Genomic DNA, 15,765 nt, shown 5'->3' with positions numbered 1-15,765 from the left:
GACCGAAAATTAAGGATGTCGATCTGAACGCGTCATGAATGACGCAGGCAGAAGCTGTAAGGCGCGCGCAAAAAAACAGGCGCCGCAAAGGGCGCCTGTCGATGTCGTCCGGTGATGTCAGGATTTACCAGCGGCCGAAGCTGAAGCCGACGCTGAGCGGGCCGCCGAAGCCCGGGCCGTAGCCATAGGCGCCATAGGGATGATAGCCGCCGTAATAGCCGTAGGGCCGATAGCCGTATCCGCCGTAGTAAGCAGGGCGATAGGCATAGGGGCGTCCGTAATAGGCCGGGCCGTAATATGAGCGGTACGGGCGATAGCCGTATCCGTAGCCATAACGCGGGCCGTAATAGCTGCGATACCCGTAGTGCCGGTGGCCGAAGTGATGATGGCGGTGGTGAAAGTGACGATGGCGCCGCTGCGCGCTGAAGTCCGTGGCCTTTGCCTTGTTGTCTGCCGCAGCCTTTTGAGGCGTCTGTGCGTCAGCCATTGCGGGGGCGCTGGTCAATGCGCCACCAAGTGAAAGTGTTGCAGCCAGCATGGCTGCGCCTACCCAGTTCTTCATGATTTTTCCTTGCCTCGATCGCTTTCCATCGATCGTCTTTCGTCGCCTTCACCCCATAACGCATATAGCTGCAATGATTTCCCGCGACAGACCGACGCGGTCACCATCTTGTCAATGAGAACAGGCGCGCTTGTGCACGCCTGCTCTCATTTTAGAGATAGTCTTAGTAGCGCCAGCCGCCGTGACGACGCACGTGATGCGGCCGGTGCCAGCCATGATGGCGGCGGACGTGATGTGGGCGATGCCAGCCGTGGTGACGCCGCATGCCGTGATGCCCGCGATAGCCGCGATTGTGGTGATGACGATACTGAACGTCAGTCGTCAGCTTCGCACTGCCTTGCACGGACGATGCGATGCCCGGGCCGTTCAGCGAGACTGCATTTGCCTGCTGCGTCGGCGCTGCGACAAACAGCAATCCTGCGATGGCGGCGAGGCCGAAAAATTTCTTCACGTTCACGTGTTCTCTCCTGAGTCTGCTGCGTTCATGTCGAGATGCAGCTTCACGAATGGATCATCGCCCATGTGCATGACGCTAGGGCGCCGGAGGTGAACGCGATGTGAATATGCTCGGTGCGAATATGTCGCATGGTTTTGTGACGCATCGCTGGAACGAGAGTAAGCGCATGCGAACGCCATCTCCGCAGTTGCAAAGTCTCGGCCTGACGTCATTCAAAATTAAAGTATGAAGTGTCGGCTCAGCCGCGGCGCCAGTAGCAGTTCATGCGCGGCACGATCACGGTGCCGCTCGGGCGATATTCCTGCACCAGATTGGCGGTGCAGTCGCGCACGGCATTCGGGCCGGGATTGTAGCTGGGATAGACACCGCGTTCGTCCGGCGTGCGATAGATGCGAACGCGCGGGCGGGCACGGCGAGGCTGAACGCTGTCGTCGGATTGGGCGACCTGCGTGGCCGTCTGCGCCTGTGCGGTATTCGCCATCGGCAACGCGCCGAGCGCAACCGCCAATCCCAGTGCCGCCATCATGATCCGCATCTTAACGCCCCAAACCGCCATACGCATGATCCCGAAAAGTGGGTGCCGGTTCTCGGACAGGATCATGCTTCAAAAGAATGCCGCAAAGTCTCCGATTGACGCCCGCCCGTCAACCGCCGGGACAACCTTGTGCCGGCGCATTGCCATGTCATGGGAATTGGCTAGACAGGGACACATGTGGCACCAGGCAAAAGCTCCCGATCTCGCGGAAATGGAGGACATGGCCCATGCCATGCTCGCCCTCCTGCCGGAGGATTTTCGCAAGCTCTGCGCGGGCGTGATCATCCGGGTCGACGATTTCCCGACCGATGAGGTGCTGGAGGAGATGCAGGCCGAGACCGAATTCGACCTGCTCGGCCTGTTCCAGGGCGTCGGCCTGCCATTCCAGAGCCAGGACAATACTGGCCAGTTGCCCAATATGATCTGGCTGTATCGCCGGCCGATCCTGGATTACTGGGCCGAACACGACGAAACCCTCGGCCATATCGTCCGCCACGTGCTGATCCACGAGATCGGCCACCATTTCGGGCTCTCGGATGCCGATATGGAGGCGATCGAGGCGCAGGTGACTGACTAGGGCCCGCAAATCGGGCCTGGACCGCCCGTCCGATCGGTCCAAAAGAGGCGGGCAACCTCGCAATGCGCATTTGCTCGCAACGGAACTTCGGGTGCGCCCAACGACAACCGAGGCGATAAAACCGACGTCTCAGAAATAGCTTTGAACGATCTGCCTGAGAGGATTTTCGGGATTGAGAAGCAGCTTTGCGGTCATCCCGAGCGATATCAGCACAAGCAAGGGGCGGATGAGAGCGGGCCCGAAGCGCATTGCTGCTTTCGATCCCAGCCTTCCTCCTATGAAGTTCCCAACCGCCATTGTCGCGCCAAGTACCCAAAGAACTTGTCCTCCAAAAGCGAAGACGACAAGCGAAACAACGTTGCTCATCAAATTCAGTGCTTTTGTATGGGCGGTCGCTCTCACCAGTCCCATGCCCAGCAATGTCACAAGGCTTAAAGCGTAGAATGATCCAGCGCCGGGACCGAAGAAGCCATCGTAAAAGCCGATAACGGCAGCGACGCCCGCGTAGCTGAGTGAGCTGAGATGGGCTTCGCGATCTACTTCGCTTGCAGTTGGGGCGAACAGGAAATAAATCGCAATCGCGATCAACAGCACAGGTAAGATGATCAATAGCCAACGCGTGTCTGCTACCATCAGCGCAAGCGCACCCAGGATTGCTCCGCCTAGCGTCGCGAGCAGCGGCACAATCAACATGCGAAAATCTATCCGGCCTGCGCGCCAGAACGTCCAAACGGCGGAAGCAGTACCGGCACTGGCCTGAACTTTATTTGTGGCGATCGCTGCTACTGGATTGACGCCAGCCGCGAGCAACGCTGGGATTACGAGCAGCCCGCCGCCTCCGGCAACGGCATCAATAAAGCCAGCGAGCAGCGAAACCGCGCACAGTGCCGCGATGATTTCTGGTGCAAGATCAAACATCCGCGCCTTGTTGCGGGTTTGCAGCCGTGGGGCAAGTGCACGTTTCGACAGGTTACCTCCGCGCTGCCGGCAGGATTCTCCTCTTGGCGAAGCCTCGCTTCACGCAGGGAAAGGCATGGGCGCTCAGCCAAAATCGCCCTTGGAGCGCCGTCCCGATCAGGCTAAAAAGCTGGCTTAATCGAGGACCTTTGCCATGGACAAGTTCACCACGCTGGAAGGCGTCGCGGCGCCGCTGAAGATCATCAATGTCGATACCGACATGATCATCCCGAAGCAGTACCTGAAGACCATTAAGCGTACCGGCCTCGGCAAGGGCCTGTTCTCGGAAGCCCGTTACAACGACGATGGCAGCGAGAACCCGGATTTCGTGCTCAACAAGCCGGCCTATCGCAACGCCAAGATCATGGTCGCAGGCGACAATTTCGGCTGCGGTTCGTCGCGCGAACACGCGCCATGGGCGCTGCTGGATTTCGGCATCCGCTGCGTGATCTCGACCTCGTTCGGCGACATCTTCTACAACAACTGCTTCAAGAACGGCGTGCTGCCAATCCGCGTCTCGCAGAAGGATCTCGACGCGTTGTTCGACGATGCCGAGCGCGGCGCCAATGCGACGATCACCATCGATCTGCCGAACCAGGAAATTCGTGGCCCCGATGGTGGCACGGTGAAGTTCGAGATCGATCCGTTCCGCAAGCACTGCCTGCTCAACGGTCTCGACGATATCGGCCTGACGATGGAGAAGAAGCCCTCCATCGACAGCTACGAGGCCAAGCTCAAGACCGCGCGCGCCTGGGCCTGATTCACTTCGGAAGGTGACGCGTGATTCCTGACGTCGTCACCTTTTGGGATGGCCCGCTCGATGCATTGCGCAGGCTGTGTCTGCTGTCGCAGGTCGAGGCGGGCCATCGCGTCACGCTCTATAGTTTCGCTCCCATCACCGACCTGCCGGACGGCGTGAGCAATGCCGATGCGGAAGCTGTGTTGCCGCGCGCCTTTGCCGAGCGGCTGCGCCCATCAGCTCCCAATGGCGCGTGGGTCGGCTGGACCCCGCTGCAGTTCAGCGATTTCTTTCGCATCCGGCTGATGGCCGAAGGTCTTGGCCTCTGGCTCGACGCGGATGTGTTGTTGCTGAAGCCCATCGAGATTGATCCGGCAAAACCCTATTTCGCCTGGGAGAAGCGACGTCAGCTCGGCAATTCGGTGCTGTATCTTCCGCCCAATGATCCGATCGTCGCGGCGTTCGAGGCGCTGATCAAGCAGGATGAGTTGACGCCCGACTGGATGTCATTGCGTCACCGGCTGGCTTTTACGTGGCGCAAGCTGCGCGGTAGTGCGAAGAGCGCCAGCGACGTCCGTGTCGCGATTTTCGGCCCGGCATCGCTGACGGCGCTGGCGAAACGCCACGGCTCCCAGCATCACGCGCTGCCGCGGAAGGCTTATTATTCGATTCATGCGGAGCCAAAGCTGTTCTTCGAGCCGTCGGACTTTGCGACGCTGGTCGGCGATCCGGATATTCTCGGCTTTCATATCTCGCCAAAGGGACGTGGGAAGGAAGCGCCGATGCCGGGAAGCTTTTATGCCTGGGCGACCGAGCGGGTCGGCAACAAGCAGATGAGCTAAGCAGCATAAGCTCGTCATTCCGGGGCAGGTCGGACCGCGTAGCGGACCGGCATGAACCCGGAATCCCGAGATGGCTTCAATCTCGGCGACTCCCACATCGAGATTCCGGGCTCAGTCCGGCCGCCTGCGGCGTCCATCCTGTCCCGGAATGACGAGTGTGGTTAGCTCCCCATCGTCGCAATCGCATCCGAAATCGCGATCGTGCGCTTCGCCATCTCCGCATGCAGCCGCTCGACCATCTTGCCGTCAAGCTGGATCGCGCCGCGGCTGGCGTTTTCCGGCTGCTCGAATGCTGCGATGATGCGGCGGGCCTGGGCAACTTCGTCGGCCGGCGGCGTGAAGACCTTGTTGCAGGCCTCGATCTGGCTCGGATGGATCAGCGTCTTGCCGTCGAAGCCGATGTCGCGGCCCTGTTCGGCTTCGGCGATGAAACCCTCGGTATCGCTGAAATTGCTGTAGGGACCATCGAGAATTTCGAGACCATGCAACCGCGTCGCCAGCACGCAATGGGTAATCATCGGCAACATCGCCGCGCGGCCGGGCATCATGCGGATGCGGGTTTCACGCGCGATATCGTTGGGGCCGAACACGAAGCCGGCCAGGCGATTTTCGGAATCCCTGGAGGCTGCCGCGAGTTCCTCCGCATGGAGGATGGCGCGCGAGGTCTCGATCATGGCCCAGACCTTGATCGACATGTCGGCGCCAATGTCACTCAGGCGATCCGCAACGGCTGAGAGATCCTCGACGCTGGAAATCTTCGGCACCAGGATGCCGTCGGGCTTGGCCTTGCCGGCCATGGTGACGTCGTCGATCCACCATGGCGAATCCAGCGCATTGATGCGGATGATGACCTCGCGCTTACCGAAGCCTCCGGCATTGAGCGTCTGCGCGATGGCCTCGCGCGCGGTTCCCTTGGCGTCCGGAGCCACGGCGTCTTCAAGGTCCAGGATGATGCCGTCGGCCGGTACGGTGCGGGCCTTCTCCAGCGCGCGCGGGTTCGAGCCGGGCATGAACAAATGGCTGCGGCGCGGACGGATCATGGCGTCATTTCCCTGAAATTGGTGCCTGCTTATGGGTTGGTATTCGCGATAGCATCTCAGTCCGCCGCCCGGAAGGCTTGTTCGCGCTGGCGTCCTATGGTTATCCGTGGGGACCCATGAGGCAGACCATGACATCATTTCCGAAGCAGCTCATTGCCGGCTACCAGACCTTTACGTCGGAGCGATTGCCGACCGAGCAGTCGCGCTTCCGCGAATTATCGGAAAAGGGCCAGTCGCCGGAAGTCATGGTGATCGGCTGTTGCGACTCGCGCGTGTCGCCGGAGGTCATCTTCGATGCATCGCCGGGCGAATTGTTCGTGGTGCGCAACATCGCCAACCTGGTGCCGGTCTATCAGCCCGACGGTGGCGCCCATGGCGTCTCGGCGGCGCTGGAATATGCGGTGCAGGTGTTGAAGGTGAAGCACATCGTCATCCTCGGCCACGCGCAATGCGGCGGCATCCGCGCTTTCGTCGACAATGCGGCGCCGCTGTCGCCGGGTGACTTCATCGGTCGCTGGATGTCGATGTTCATCAAGCCCGACGAGAAGGTCGAGATCCGCGAGCACGAGGCGTTCCAGGATTTCGTCACCCGTATCGAAAAGGCCGCCGTGTTCCGCAGCCTCGAAAATCTGATGACGTTTCCGTTCGTGAGCAGCAAGGTCGCGAAGGGCGAGCTCGAACTGCACGGCGCTTACTTCGGCGTCGCCGTCGGCTCGCTGTCCGTGCTCGATCAGGCCGCGAAAGAGTTTAAGCCAGTGGCGTAAACAAAAAAAGCCGGATGCTGAGCATCCGGCTTTTGATTGTTGGAAGTCGAAGGTCCGCTTACGCGGCCTTCTTCTTCGCCGTAATCAGCTTGCGGTTGATCAGGCATTCCGCGATCTGCACGGCGTTGAGCGCCGCGCCCTTGCGCAGGTTGTCCGACACGCACCAAAGAACCAGACCGTTATCGACCGTCGAATCCGTGCGGATGCGGCTGATATAGGTGGCGTCCTCGCCAGCGGCTTCGTAAGGCGTGACGTAGCCACCGGGCTCGCGCTTGTCGATCACGAGGCAGCCCGGCGCGTTGCGCAGGATGTCGCGAGCTTCATCTTCCGAGATCGGATTCTCGAATTCGATGTTGACCGCTTCCGAGTGGCCGACGAACACCGGCACGCGCACGCAGGTCGCGGACATTTTGATTTTGGGATCAAGAATCTTCTTGGTCTCCATCATCATCTTCCACTCTTCCTTAGTGTAGCCGTCCTCCATGAACACGTCGATCTGCGGGATGACGTTGAAGGCGATACGCTTCGGGAATTTGTTATTGACCAGCTCGCTGTTGGTGTAGACGGCCTTGGTCTGCGAGAACAACTCGTCCATCGCATCCTTGCCCGCACCCGACACCGACTGATAGGTCGAGACGACGACGCGCTTGATGGTCGCCTTGTCATGCAGCGGCTTCAGCGCCACCACGAGCTGCGCAGTCGAGCAGTTCGGGTTTGCGATGATGTTCTTCTTGGTGAAGCCATCAACGGCAGCAGCGTTTACTTCCGGCACGATCAACGGCACGTCCGGGTCCATGCGCCATGTCGACGAGTTGTCGATCACGACGGCACCGGCGGCACCAATCTTGGGCGACCATTCCTTGGACACGGCTCCGCCGGCCGACATCAGGCAGATGTCGACATCGCTGAAGTCATAGGTCGCGAGGTCTTTGCATTTCAGGGTTCTGTCGCCGAAGGAAACCTCAACGCCCATGCTGCGGCGCGACGCAAGCGCCACGACCTCGTCAGCGGGGAATTTACGTTCATCCAGAATGCTGAGCATTTCACGCCCGACATTGCCGGTCGCTCCGACCAGCGCGACTTTGTAACCCATCGTTCACTCTCCGAAGAAAAATGCTTCACCCCCACATACCGTGGAAAGGGAAGAGCCGCGCTTCTATGCGAGAAACGTCGCAAAGACAACGTCCTAAGCGTATTTGCGTGTGTTGATGCGTTCAATTTTGGTTTCGCACCACCCAAAGTCGGCAGGCGTCCATCCGGCCCTGCAGAGCTTTGCCGACGAGTGCGGTGCCATCGCCGTGCGTCTGCTCGCCTATATGGGGGCGCTGGCACTGGTTGTCATGGCCGCGGTTACCGTTTTCGACGGGCTGGAATTCGACCTCAGCAGCGAACCGGTCGCCAAAGCCGGCTGGAGCGTCGCCAGCCGTTCCCATCCAGCCTTCGCCGTCAGCCAGTTTGATTCATCAGGTAAAACAGCATCTTACGAGATCTTGAGACACCCCGACGGCGGCCGCAAGGATGTCTTGCGCTGGTTGTCGCCCGGGGAGCGCCCGGTGGCCGAGCTGGAATTGTATCGCCCTGGTGCCGAGGTCGAGCGGGCAGGTTCGCCAGCGGCGGACATTGCAGGCCGCATGGACCCCGGTGGTGTCAGCGAAGCGGTGGGCGAGGGCATCGTCGACAGCAAGTTCGGGCCGGTCGCCCTGATGGGCTTTTCCGACCGGCTGAAGGACAGCAAGCGCTGCCTCGGCTTCATGAAGACGCTGGACGACGCCAATCTCAGGATTTCCGGCTGGTCGTGCCAGGGCGACGGCCTGCCGGCGCGGCGGGCGGCCATTGCTTGCACGCTGAACCGGCTGGTGCTGCTCACCGCCGGCAATGAACCCCGGCTGCAGGAGGCCTTTGCCCAGGCAGATCTGAAGCGGGCCGGCTGCATCAGTGGTGCGGCGCTGTCGGCGGCCTCGGCCGACTGGGTCACCGGCGCCCAGAACCCGCTGCTCCGCGGCAGCCTGTGACCTCTTCGTGATGGGTTGGACCAAGACCTTGGATTACATGCAACATTCGGCCACCCCGCGCATTATATCGGCGACTGTGGCCGGATAGACCTTGTGGCCGGATACCTCGGCCAGCTAAATTGACCGCAAATCGGATTTGCCGACTCGGCTTTTGAATGCCGATCTTCTGACTGCAATGAGGACCTGATGACCTTGAAATTCCCCGCCGCGAAAACTCTCGCCACGTTGTTCGCGACGGTTGCCGTCATCGCGACCGCCGTTGCCGCGTCTCCGGCCGACGCCGCCACCAAGAAGAAGGTGCGCGTCTCTGACCGTGACGCCGTTTACGGTGCGCGCGGCCCGAACGTGACCTATCAGCAGGGCCGCACCCGTGTTTACGTGACGCGTCGCTCTTGGCTCGATGCCGGCGTCGAAGTGCTCCCGGGTGATCGCAAGTTCACTGATTACGCCTATCCGCCCGGCTACTCTTTCGCCCGCGACAATAACAACCGTCCGCTGGACCGCCAGCCGCTCAACTCGCAGTGGGATCTCGGCGGCTATCCCGAGCGCTTCCCGCTCTACTGAGCGCGCGACATATCGATACGAAAATGCCCGGCTCAGCCGGGCATTTTTTGTTCAGGGGGAAGAGGTTCGAGCGCGCTTAAGCGTGCAGCGCCTGCAATTCCTTCAGCAGCGCTTCGCCCATGCCTGATGTGCTGACCACTGTCGCGCCTTCCGACTTGATATCCGCCGTCCGCAGACCCTTTGCCAGAACCGCGGCGATGGCCTGGTCGACCTTGTCGGCCAACTCGCCCATCTCGAGCGAATAGCGCAGCGCCATGCCGAAGGAGGCGATCATCGCCAGCGGATTAGCCATGCCCTGGCCGGCAATATCCGGCGCTGAGCCGTGCACGGGCTCATACATTGCCTTGCGCTTTTTGGTCTTGGCATCGACTTCGCCGAGCGAGGCCGAGGGCAGCATGCCCAATGAGCCGGTCAGCATCGCTGCGATATCGGAGAGCATGTCGCCGAACAGGTTGTCAGTAACGATGACGTCGAACTGCTTCGGCCACTTCACGAGATTCATGCCGCCGGAATCGGCGAGCTGATGCTCGAGCGTGACGTCCTTGTATTCGCGGCCGTGGACCTGCGTGACAACCTCGTTCCAGAGTACGCCCGACTTCATGACGTTGCGCTTCTCCATCGACGTCACCTTGTTCTGGCGCTTGCGGGCCAGATCAAACGCAACACGTGCGATGCGCTCGATTTCATAGGTGTCGTAGACCTGCGTATCGACAGCGCGCTTCTGGCCGTTGCCGAGATCGGTGATGGTTTTCGGTTCGCCGAAATAGACGCCGCCAGTGAGCTCGCGCACGATCATGATGTCGAGGCCCTCAACCACCTCGCGCTTCAGGCTCGATGATTCCGCCAGCGCGGGATAGCACACGGCCGGGCGCAGATTGGCGAACAGGCCGAGATCCTTGCGCAGGCGCAACAGGCCAGCCTCGGGGCGGTGCTCATAAGGCACGTTGTCCCACTTCGGACCGCCGACGGCGCCGAAGATGATGGCGTCGGCCGCATCCGCCTTGGCCATCGTTGCATCGGTGATGGGGAGCTTGTCGGCATCATAGGCGGCACCGCCAACCAGACCGTTCTCGATCGTGAATTTGGCGATGCCCTGGGCATCGATCCAGTCGATCAGGCGCTTCACCTCGGCCATCACTTCAGGGCCAATGCCGTCGCCGGGGAGAAGCAGCAATTTGTGCGTTGCCATATTCAAGTGCCCTTGCAATCCGTTATTGATTGCCGCGAGTGCTAAGACGTCATTGCGGGAATGGCAAGACAGTGTTGCCGAAGGGATGATTGCGGCTTCCGTGAAACCTGCGACATTGCCGGCGCAGCGGAGATTCCCGTGACGTCACCTGTGCCTTCCCCGGCGCGCCGTAACCCGGCGTGGCTGATACTCGTCCTGTCGCTCGCGCCAGCCATCGGGCTTGGCATCGGCCGTTTTGCCTATTCGCTGGTGTTGCCCGATATGCGCGACAGCCTGCAATGGTCATATTCGGCCGCCGGCTTCATGAATACCGTCAACGCCGCGGGGTATCTCGCGGGCGCACTGGTCGCGGCCCGGCTCGGCAGGCGCTTCGGTTTGATCGCGGTGATTCAGGGCGGCACACTTGCTTGCATCCTGTCGCTCATCGTTTGCGGCGTCACCGTGGATTTTACGCTGCTCAGCATCGCGCGGCTGGTCACCGGTTTTGGCGCGGCGGTCTCCTTCGTGGCCGGCGGCGCGCTCGCCGCCACCATCGGCCTCGCTTATCCCGAACGCTCGTCCTATCTGCTCAGTCTGTTTTATGCCGGGCCAGGTATGGGCATCCTCCTGTCCGGTCTGATCGCGCCTTTCGTGCTGCAGGGCTTTGGTCCGGGCTCCTGGTGGATCGTGTGGCTGGTCCTTGGTCTCGTATCGGTCGTGATCGGCCTGCCGCTGTTGCGTCCGCGCGTTGATGCGTCCGATGACTCGTCAACGGACGACAAGGTGCCGCTCGCGATCCGTCCGATGTGGATTTACCTCATTGCCTATTTCATGTTTGGCGCCGGCTATATCGCCTACATGACCTTCATGATTGCCTATGTGCGCGATGGCGGCGGCAGCGCGGTGGCCCAGAGTGCGTTCTGGTGCCTGATCGGCGTCAGTTCGTTCGCGTCGCCATGGCTGTGGCGCGGCGTGCTCGCGCGTGGCCAGAGCGGCCGCGCGATGGCAATCATTCTCGGCACCAATGCGGTGGGCGCAGCGATGCCGCTGCTCGGCCATTCGCCTGTGGTGCTCGGCATCTCTGCCGCCATTTTCGGCGTTGCATTCTTCGCGGTGGTTGCGGCGACCACAGCCTTTGTGCGTTTCAACTATCCCCGCGCGGCATGGTCGAAAGCCATCGCAGCGGTGACGATCGTGTTCGGCATCGGCCAGACCCTGGGCCCGATCGCGGTGGGTGCCATCACGGATGCAACGGGCAGCCTCACTTCGGCGCTGGTGGTCTCGGCGGCAACGCTCGCGATTGGCGCTGCCATGTCGATGTTCCAGAAACCGATCAGCTCCCGCTGAAATCGTTATAGCCCTGGTCTTCCCAATAGCCGCCCTTGTAGTCGTTGGTGACTTCCATCGCGACGACGTATTTCGGATTCTTGAAGCCGAGTTTGGTCGGTACGCGGATCTTCATCGGGAAACCATAGGCCCGCGGCAGAAGCTGGTTGTCGAACTTGAAGGTCATCTGCGTCTGCGCATGCATGGCTGTGGGCATATCGAGCGAGCTCGTATAGTCCTCGGCGCAGCGGAAATGGACCCACTTCGCGTTGGTGTCTGCACCCACCAGCTTTAGGAAGTCGCGCAGCGGCGTGCCCTGCCAGGAGCCGATGGCGCTCCAGCCTTCCACGCAGATGTGGCGGGTGATCTGTGACACCTCAGGCAGTTTATGCAGCTCATCCAACGTCCAGGACTTCTTGTCCTGCACCAAGCCGGATACTTCGAGCTTCCACTCCTTGCCGTCCACATTCGGCGCGTCGTCCTCGGCATAGAACGCGTTGAATGGAAATGGACGCTTGATGTCCTTCTCGGAGTAGGTTGGCGCCAGCGTATTCGGATTGAAGATCCTGGCCTGCACCATGTCGTTGAATTTCGACATATGTGTCAGCAGGTTATCGGCCGAGAGACTGTCGCTCACGTCGCAGCCGGTGAGCAGCGTCAGCGCGCCGAAGCTTGCACCCGACGCGATGAAGCGGCGGCGCGACAGATCGGGCATCAGTTTGGTGGCGTCCTTGACGAGGAGATCCTTGTCGACGCCGGGAATGATGAGGGAGCGGATTTTCCTGATCATGGTCGTATTTCCTCAGCGTCCGATAATCATCGCACGCAGACTCTTCGGCACGATCAAGGCCAGAGCCACGTGGATCACGAGGAAGCCGACAATGGCGGCCATCATGAAGAAATGCACATAGCGCGCGGTGTCGTAGCCACCGAACAGCGCCGTGAGATATTGCAGCTGAACCGGCTTCCAGATCGCGAGGCCCGACAGGACGATCAGAATGCCGACCGCAATGATTCCGGTATAGAGCAGCTTCTGCACCTGATTGTAGGTTGAGAGATCAGCGTGCGAGAGCTGGCCGGTCAGCGCGGCCTTGGTGTCGTCGAGCACGCCTTTCGCTGAGATCGGCAGCAGCTTCTTGCGGAAGCGTCCGGTGGCGATGCCGAGGGTGAGATAGACGAGGCCGTTGATCACCAGCAGCCACATCGCTGCGAGATGCCACATGATGCCGCCGCCGAGCCAGCCGCCGAGCGTGATCGACGACGAGAAGGTGAAATTGAACAGCGGCGAGGCGTTGTAGATCTGCCAGCCCGACATGATCATCAGCACAATGGCCACGGCATTGATCCAGTGCACGACGCGGACCCAGGCTGGCTGGATCACCTTTGTTTTGGGTTTGGCTGTAGCCGCACGGTCTTCGCTCAGGGAGATGCTCGACATGGAATCATCCATTGGCATGGGTTCTGGCATCTATACGGTATAAAGTGCCATTCGTTACGGACGCTGTCTTCTCAACCTTCCGGGATGCCAATCATTCCGATCACAAAAAAGCGAGCCAGGTTGCCCCGGCTCGCTTCTTGACGCCCCTCGGTATCCTCGGGGGACGCGCGCGCATCCGGTGGGGACAAGTCAGGATGCGCGAACTTGCTGCGCTGAAGCCAGAGATCAGGCTTTCGGCATCAGGACAGTATCGATGACGTGAATCACGCCATTCGACTGGTTGACGTCAGCGATGGTCACGGTTGAAGAGCCGCCCTTGGCGTCGACGATCATCACCTTGCCGCCCGAAGCCTTCACCGTCAGCTCTTCGCCTTCCACGGTCTTCAGCTTCTGGTCGTCCTTGAGGTCGGCGGCGTTCAGTTTGCCGGGGACCACATGGTAGGTCAGAATTTTGGTCAGGGTCGCCTTGCTCTCAGGCTTCACCAGCGTATCGACGGTACCGGCCGGCAGCTTGCCGAAGGCGGCGTTCGTCGGTGCGAATACCGTGAACGGGCCCTTGCTGGAGAGGGTATCGACCAGGCCGGCGGCCTTCACGGCGGCGACCAGCGTGGTGTGATCCTTCGAGTTGACAGCGTTCTCGACGATGTTCTTCGACGGATACATCGGCGCGCCGCCGACCATCACGGTTTTCTCGCCCGACATTTCGCTCTTCATCATCTTCTTGTCTTCGGCCTGTGCGGGGGCAAGCACAGTGCCAGCGATGGCGAGGGTGCTGAATGCGACGGCCGACAGAAGTGCAATGCGCTTGGACATGGATCGTCTCCCGAGTGATGTGAGTGACCAGCGATCTCGCTGGTGCGATGATTGGGTATCGACCGCGGCAATCCCTTGGAGGCCAGATTGCGCCGTCGATGTCGGAGCTACGCGAGGCCTCGGGGGCAGTTTCAGCCTATATTTTTCGGTGCCGTTGAAACTTTTGCGGGCGCATCTCGTTCGCGCGAGGCAATAACGAGTTCGATGCATCGCGTTTGATACAATCACGCGCGGAAACCGCGACGGGATGACGCGACCCAAGGGGCTGATCCACCGGATATGGGGGCGATCCCCATGGGGGATGCGTTGCCTAGATGTGGCCATCCTTGCTAAGGAACGGGACAAATTGATGCGATCGTTGGGCTATCCGCACCGGTCGCTCCCGCACTCCTGCACCGCGTGACCTTGCCATGAACGCCAATCTGTTTTCTCGCCTGTTCGACAAACTCGACGATGCCTCACGTCTCGCGATCGAGACGCCTGAGGGCAAGCACATTAGCTATGGCGATCTGATCGCGCTGGCGGGCCAGATGGCGAATGTTCTGGTTGCTCGCGGCGTCAAGCCGGGTGACCGTGTGGCTGCGCAGACCGAGAAATCGGTGCCTGGTCTGGTGCTGTATCTGGCGACCGTGCGTGCCGGCGCGGTCTACCTGCCGCTCAACACCGCCTATACGCTCAACGAACTCGATTACTTCATTACCGACGCCGAGCCGTCCCTGGTGGTCTGCGATCCCTCCAAGGCCGAGGGCTTTGCCGCTATTGCGGCCAAGGTCGGCGCGAAGGTCGAAACACTGGGTGCTGATGGCAAGGGTTCGCTGACCGATGCTGCGGCGAAAGAGAAGCCGGATTTTCAGACCGTCGCGCGCAAGAACGAGGATCTCGCCGCGATCCTCTATACGTCGGGTACCACCGGCCGCTCCAAGGGCGCGATGCTGAGCCACGACAATCTAGCGTCGAACTCGCTGAGCCTTGTTGAATACTGGCGTTTCACCAAAGACGACGTGCTGATCCACGCGCTGCCGATCTACCACACGCATGGTCTGTTCGTGGCGAGCAATGTGACGCTGTTTGCGCGCGCGTCGATGATCTTCCTGCCCAAGCTCGATCCGGAACTCATCATCAAGCTGATGGCCCGCGCCACCGTTCTGATGGGCGTACCGACGTTCTATACGCGTATCCTGCAGTCGCCGAACCTGACGAAAGAGACTTGCAGCCACATGCGGCTGTTCATCTCGGGCTCCGCACCGCTGCTGGCCGATACCCATCGCGAATGGTTTGCGCGCACCGGCCACGCCGTGCTCGAGCGTTACGGCATGACCGAAACCAACATGAACACGTCGAACCCCTATGACGGCGAGCGCGTGCCCGGCGCTGTCGGCTTCCCGCTGCCCGGCGTGTCCGTACGCGTCACCGATCCGGAGACGGCCAAAGAACTCGCGCGCGACACCATCGGCATGATCGAGGTGAAAGGGCCGAATGTGTTCCAGGGCTATTGGCGGATGCCGGAGAAGACCAAGGCGGAGTTCCGCGACGACGGGTTCTTCATCACCGGCGACCTCGGCAAGATTGACGCCAAGGGTTACGTACACATTCTCGGCCGCGGCAAGGATCTGGTGATCTCCGGCGGTTTCAATGTCTATCCGAAGGAAATCGAAAGCGAGATCGACGCCATGCCCGGCGTGATCGAAAGCGCCGTGATCGGCGTACCGCATGCAGATTTCGGCGAGGGCGTCACCGCCGTGGTCGTGAGCGACAAGAAGACCGTGATCGATGAGGCCTCCGTGCTCAAGGCGCTGGATGGCCAGATCGCCAAGTTCAAGATGCCGAAGCGCGTGATCTTCGTCGACGATCTGCCGCGCAACACCATGGGCAAAGTGCAGAAGAACGTGCTGCGCGATAGCTACAAGGATATCTACGCGAAGTAAGTCCTCGCACGGTCCTTGAGCCAAACTCCGCTGCACCCCTTCCCCT

18 protein-coding genes are annotated in these 15,765 nt (G+C 60.7%); 8 read left to right on the top strand and 10 right to left on the bottom strand.

Annotated elements, in window-relative coordinates:
* Positions 1 to 124: 124 nt before the first annotated feature.
* The 3 genes from AB8A33_RS26110 to AB8A33_RS26100 form a co-directional block, all read right to left on the bottom strand.
* On the bottom strand, positions 125 to 562 hold the full coding sequence (locus AB8A33_RS26110; protein WP_439095445.1) for a hypothetical protein: 438 nt from the start codon (positions 560 to 562) through the stop codon (positions 125 to 127).
* 163 nt (positions 563 to 725) lie between these two features.
* Positions 726 to 1,019: a hypothetical protein gene (locus tag AB8A33_RS26105; RefSeq protein ID WP_439095444.1), complete on the bottom strand. Its 294-nt coding sequence runs from the start codon at positions 1,017 to 1,019 to the stop codon at positions 726 to 728.
* 238 nt (positions 1,020 to 1,257) lie between these two features.
* The gene (locus AB8A33_RS26100; RefSeq protein WP_439095443.1) at positions 1,258 to 1,575 is read right to left on the bottom strand and encodes a hypothetical protein; all 318 of its coding nucleotides are present in this window, start codon (positions 1,573 to 1,575) and stop codon (positions 1,258 to 1,260) included.
* Positions 1,576 to 1,729: 154 nt separating this feature from the next.
* Between AB8A33_RS26100 and AB8A33_RS26095 the strand changes: the two genes are divergently transcribed.
* Entirely contained in the window at positions 1,730 to 2,131 is a 402-nt protein-coding gene (locus AB8A33_RS26095) for a metallopeptidase family protein (RefSeq protein WP_439095442.1), read from the top strand.
* Between the two features lie 129 nt (positions 2,132 to 2,260).
* Here the strand turns inward: AB8A33_RS26095 and AB8A33_RS26090 are convergent, their stop codons facing one another.
* Positions 2,261 to 3,049: a TSUP family transporter gene (locus AB8A33_RS26090; RefSeq protein ID WP_439095441.1), complete on the bottom strand. Its 789-nt coding sequence runs from the start codon at positions 3,047 to 3,049 to the stop codon at positions 2,261 to 2,263.
* A 193-nt stretch (positions 3,050 to 3,242) separates the two neighbouring features.
* On the opposite strand from AB8A33_RS26090, the gene leuD reads away from it, so the two are divergent.
* Together leuD and AB8A33_RS26080 are read left to right on the top strand one after the other, a co-directional pair.
* A complete protein-coding gene (leuD, locus tag AB8A33_RS26085) occupies positions 3,243 to 3,848 on the top strand; it encodes a 3-isopropylmalate dehydratase small subunit (RefSeq protein WP_439095440.1) in 606 nt (201 codons plus the stop codon).
* Between the two features lie 20 nt (positions 3,849 to 3,868).
* A complete protein-coding gene (locus AB8A33_RS26080) occupies positions 3,869 to 4,669 on the top strand; it encodes a hypothetical protein (RefSeq protein WP_439095439.1) in 801 nt (266 codons plus the stop codon).
* A gap of 161 nt (positions 4,670 to 4,830) precedes the next feature.
* Here AB8A33_RS26080 and AB8A33_RS26075 read toward each other — a convergent pair whose 3' ends face one another.
* Positions 4,831 to 5,709, bottom strand: a complete 879-nt coding sequence (locus AB8A33_RS26075) for an HpcH/HpaI aldolase/citrate lyase family protein (RefSeq protein WP_439095438.1) — start codon at positions 5,707 to 5,709, stop codon at positions 4,831 to 4,833.
* Between the two features lie 128 nt (positions 5,710 to 5,837).
* Between AB8A33_RS26075 and AB8A33_RS26070 the strand changes: the two genes are divergently transcribed.
* Positions 5,838 to 6,473 carry a carbonic anhydrase gene (locus AB8A33_RS26070; RefSeq protein WP_439095437.1) on the top strand — a complete coding sequence of 212 codons (636 nt, stop codon included), beginning with the start codon at positions 5,838 to 5,840 and terminating at the stop codon, positions 6,471 to 6,473.
* 58 nt (positions 6,474 to 6,531) lie between these two features.
* Here the strand turns inward: AB8A33_RS26070 and AB8A33_RS26065 are convergent, their stop codons facing one another.
* The gene (locus AB8A33_RS26065; protein WP_439095436.1) at positions 6,532 to 7,566 is read right to left on the bottom strand and encodes an aspartate-semialdehyde dehydrogenase; all 1,035 of its coding nucleotides are present in this window, start codon (positions 7,564 to 7,566) and stop codon (positions 6,532 to 6,534) included.
* A gap of 115 nt (positions 7,567 to 7,681) precedes the next feature.
* Here AB8A33_RS26065 and AB8A33_RS26060 point away from each other — a divergent pair, with 115 nt between their 5' ends.
* Positions 7,682 to 8,485, top strand: coding sequence for a hypothetical protein (locus AB8A33_RS26060; protein ID WP_439095435.1), 804 nt, complete (start codon positions 7,682 to 7,684; stop codon positions 8,483 to 8,485).
* A 186-nt stretch (positions 8,486 to 8,671) separates the two neighbouring features.
* The gene (locus AB8A33_RS26055; protein ID WP_439095434.1) at positions 8,672 to 9,049 is read left to right on the top strand and encodes a hypothetical protein; all 378 of its coding nucleotides are present in this window, start codon (positions 8,672 to 8,674) and stop codon (positions 9,047 to 9,049) included.
* Between the two features lie 76 nt (positions 9,050 to 9,125).
* On the opposite strand, the gene leuB is transcribed toward AB8A33_RS26055, so the two are convergent.
* The gene (gene leuB / locus AB8A33_RS26050) at positions 9,126 to 10,238 is read right to left on the bottom strand and encodes a 3-isopropylmalate dehydrogenase (protein ID WP_439095433.1); all 1,113 of its coding nucleotides are present in this window, start codon (positions 10,236 to 10,238) and stop codon (positions 9,126 to 9,128) included.
* A 138-nt stretch (positions 10,239 to 10,376) separates the two neighbouring features.
* Between leuB and AB8A33_RS26045 the strand changes: the two genes are divergently transcribed.
* Positions 10,377 to 11,564, top strand: coding sequence for a YbfB/YjiJ family MFS transporter (locus AB8A33_RS26045; RefSeq protein WP_439095432.1), 1,188 nt, complete (start codon positions 10,377 to 10,379; stop codon positions 11,562 to 11,564).
* Here the strand turns inward: AB8A33_RS26045 and AB8A33_RS26040 are convergent.
* The 3 genes from AB8A33_RS26040 to AB8A33_RS26030 all read right to left on the bottom strand — a co-directional run bounded on the left by AB8A33_RS26040 (position 11,551) and on the right by AB8A33_RS26030 (position 13,794).
* On the bottom strand, positions 11,551 to 12,333 hold the full coding sequence (locus tag AB8A33_RS26040; RefSeq protein WP_439095431.1) for a molybdopterin-dependent oxidoreductase: 783 nt from the start codon (positions 12,331 to 12,333) through the stop codon (positions 11,551 to 11,553). The genes AB8A33_RS26045 and AB8A33_RS26040 overlap by 14 nt on opposite strands.
* Positions 12,334 to 12,345: 12 nt before the next feature.
* On the bottom strand, positions 12,346 to 12,981 hold the full coding sequence (locus AB8A33_RS26035) for a cytochrome b/b6 domain-containing protein (RefSeq protein WP_439095430.1): 636 nt from the start codon (positions 12,979 to 12,981) through the stop codon (positions 12,346 to 12,348).
* A gap of 225 nt (positions 12,982 to 13,206) precedes the next feature.
* The gene (locus AB8A33_RS26030; RefSeq protein WP_439095429.1) at positions 13,207 to 13,794 is read right to left on the bottom strand and encodes a fasciclin domain-containing protein; all 588 of its coding nucleotides are present in this window, start codon (positions 13,792 to 13,794) and stop codon (positions 13,207 to 13,209) included.
* A gap of 410 nt (positions 13,795 to 14,204) precedes the next feature.
* Between AB8A33_RS26030 and AB8A33_RS26025 the strand changes: the two genes are divergently transcribed.
* The gene (locus tag AB8A33_RS26025) at positions 14,205 to 15,719 is read left to right on the top strand and encodes a malonate--CoA ligase (RefSeq protein ID WP_439095428.1); all 1,515 of its coding nucleotides are present in this window, start codon (positions 14,205 to 14,207) and stop codon (positions 15,717 to 15,719) included.
* The last annotated feature ends 46 nt before the right edge of the window (positions 15,720 to 15,765 follow it).

It is taken from the genome of Tardiphaga sp. 813_E8_N1_3 (assembly GCF_051811025.1).
GTDB lineage: Bacteria > Pseudomonadota > Alphaproteobacteria > Rhizobiales > Xanthobacteraceae > Tardiphaga.
This window is presented reverse-complemented; position numbering and strand designations above follow the sequence as displayed.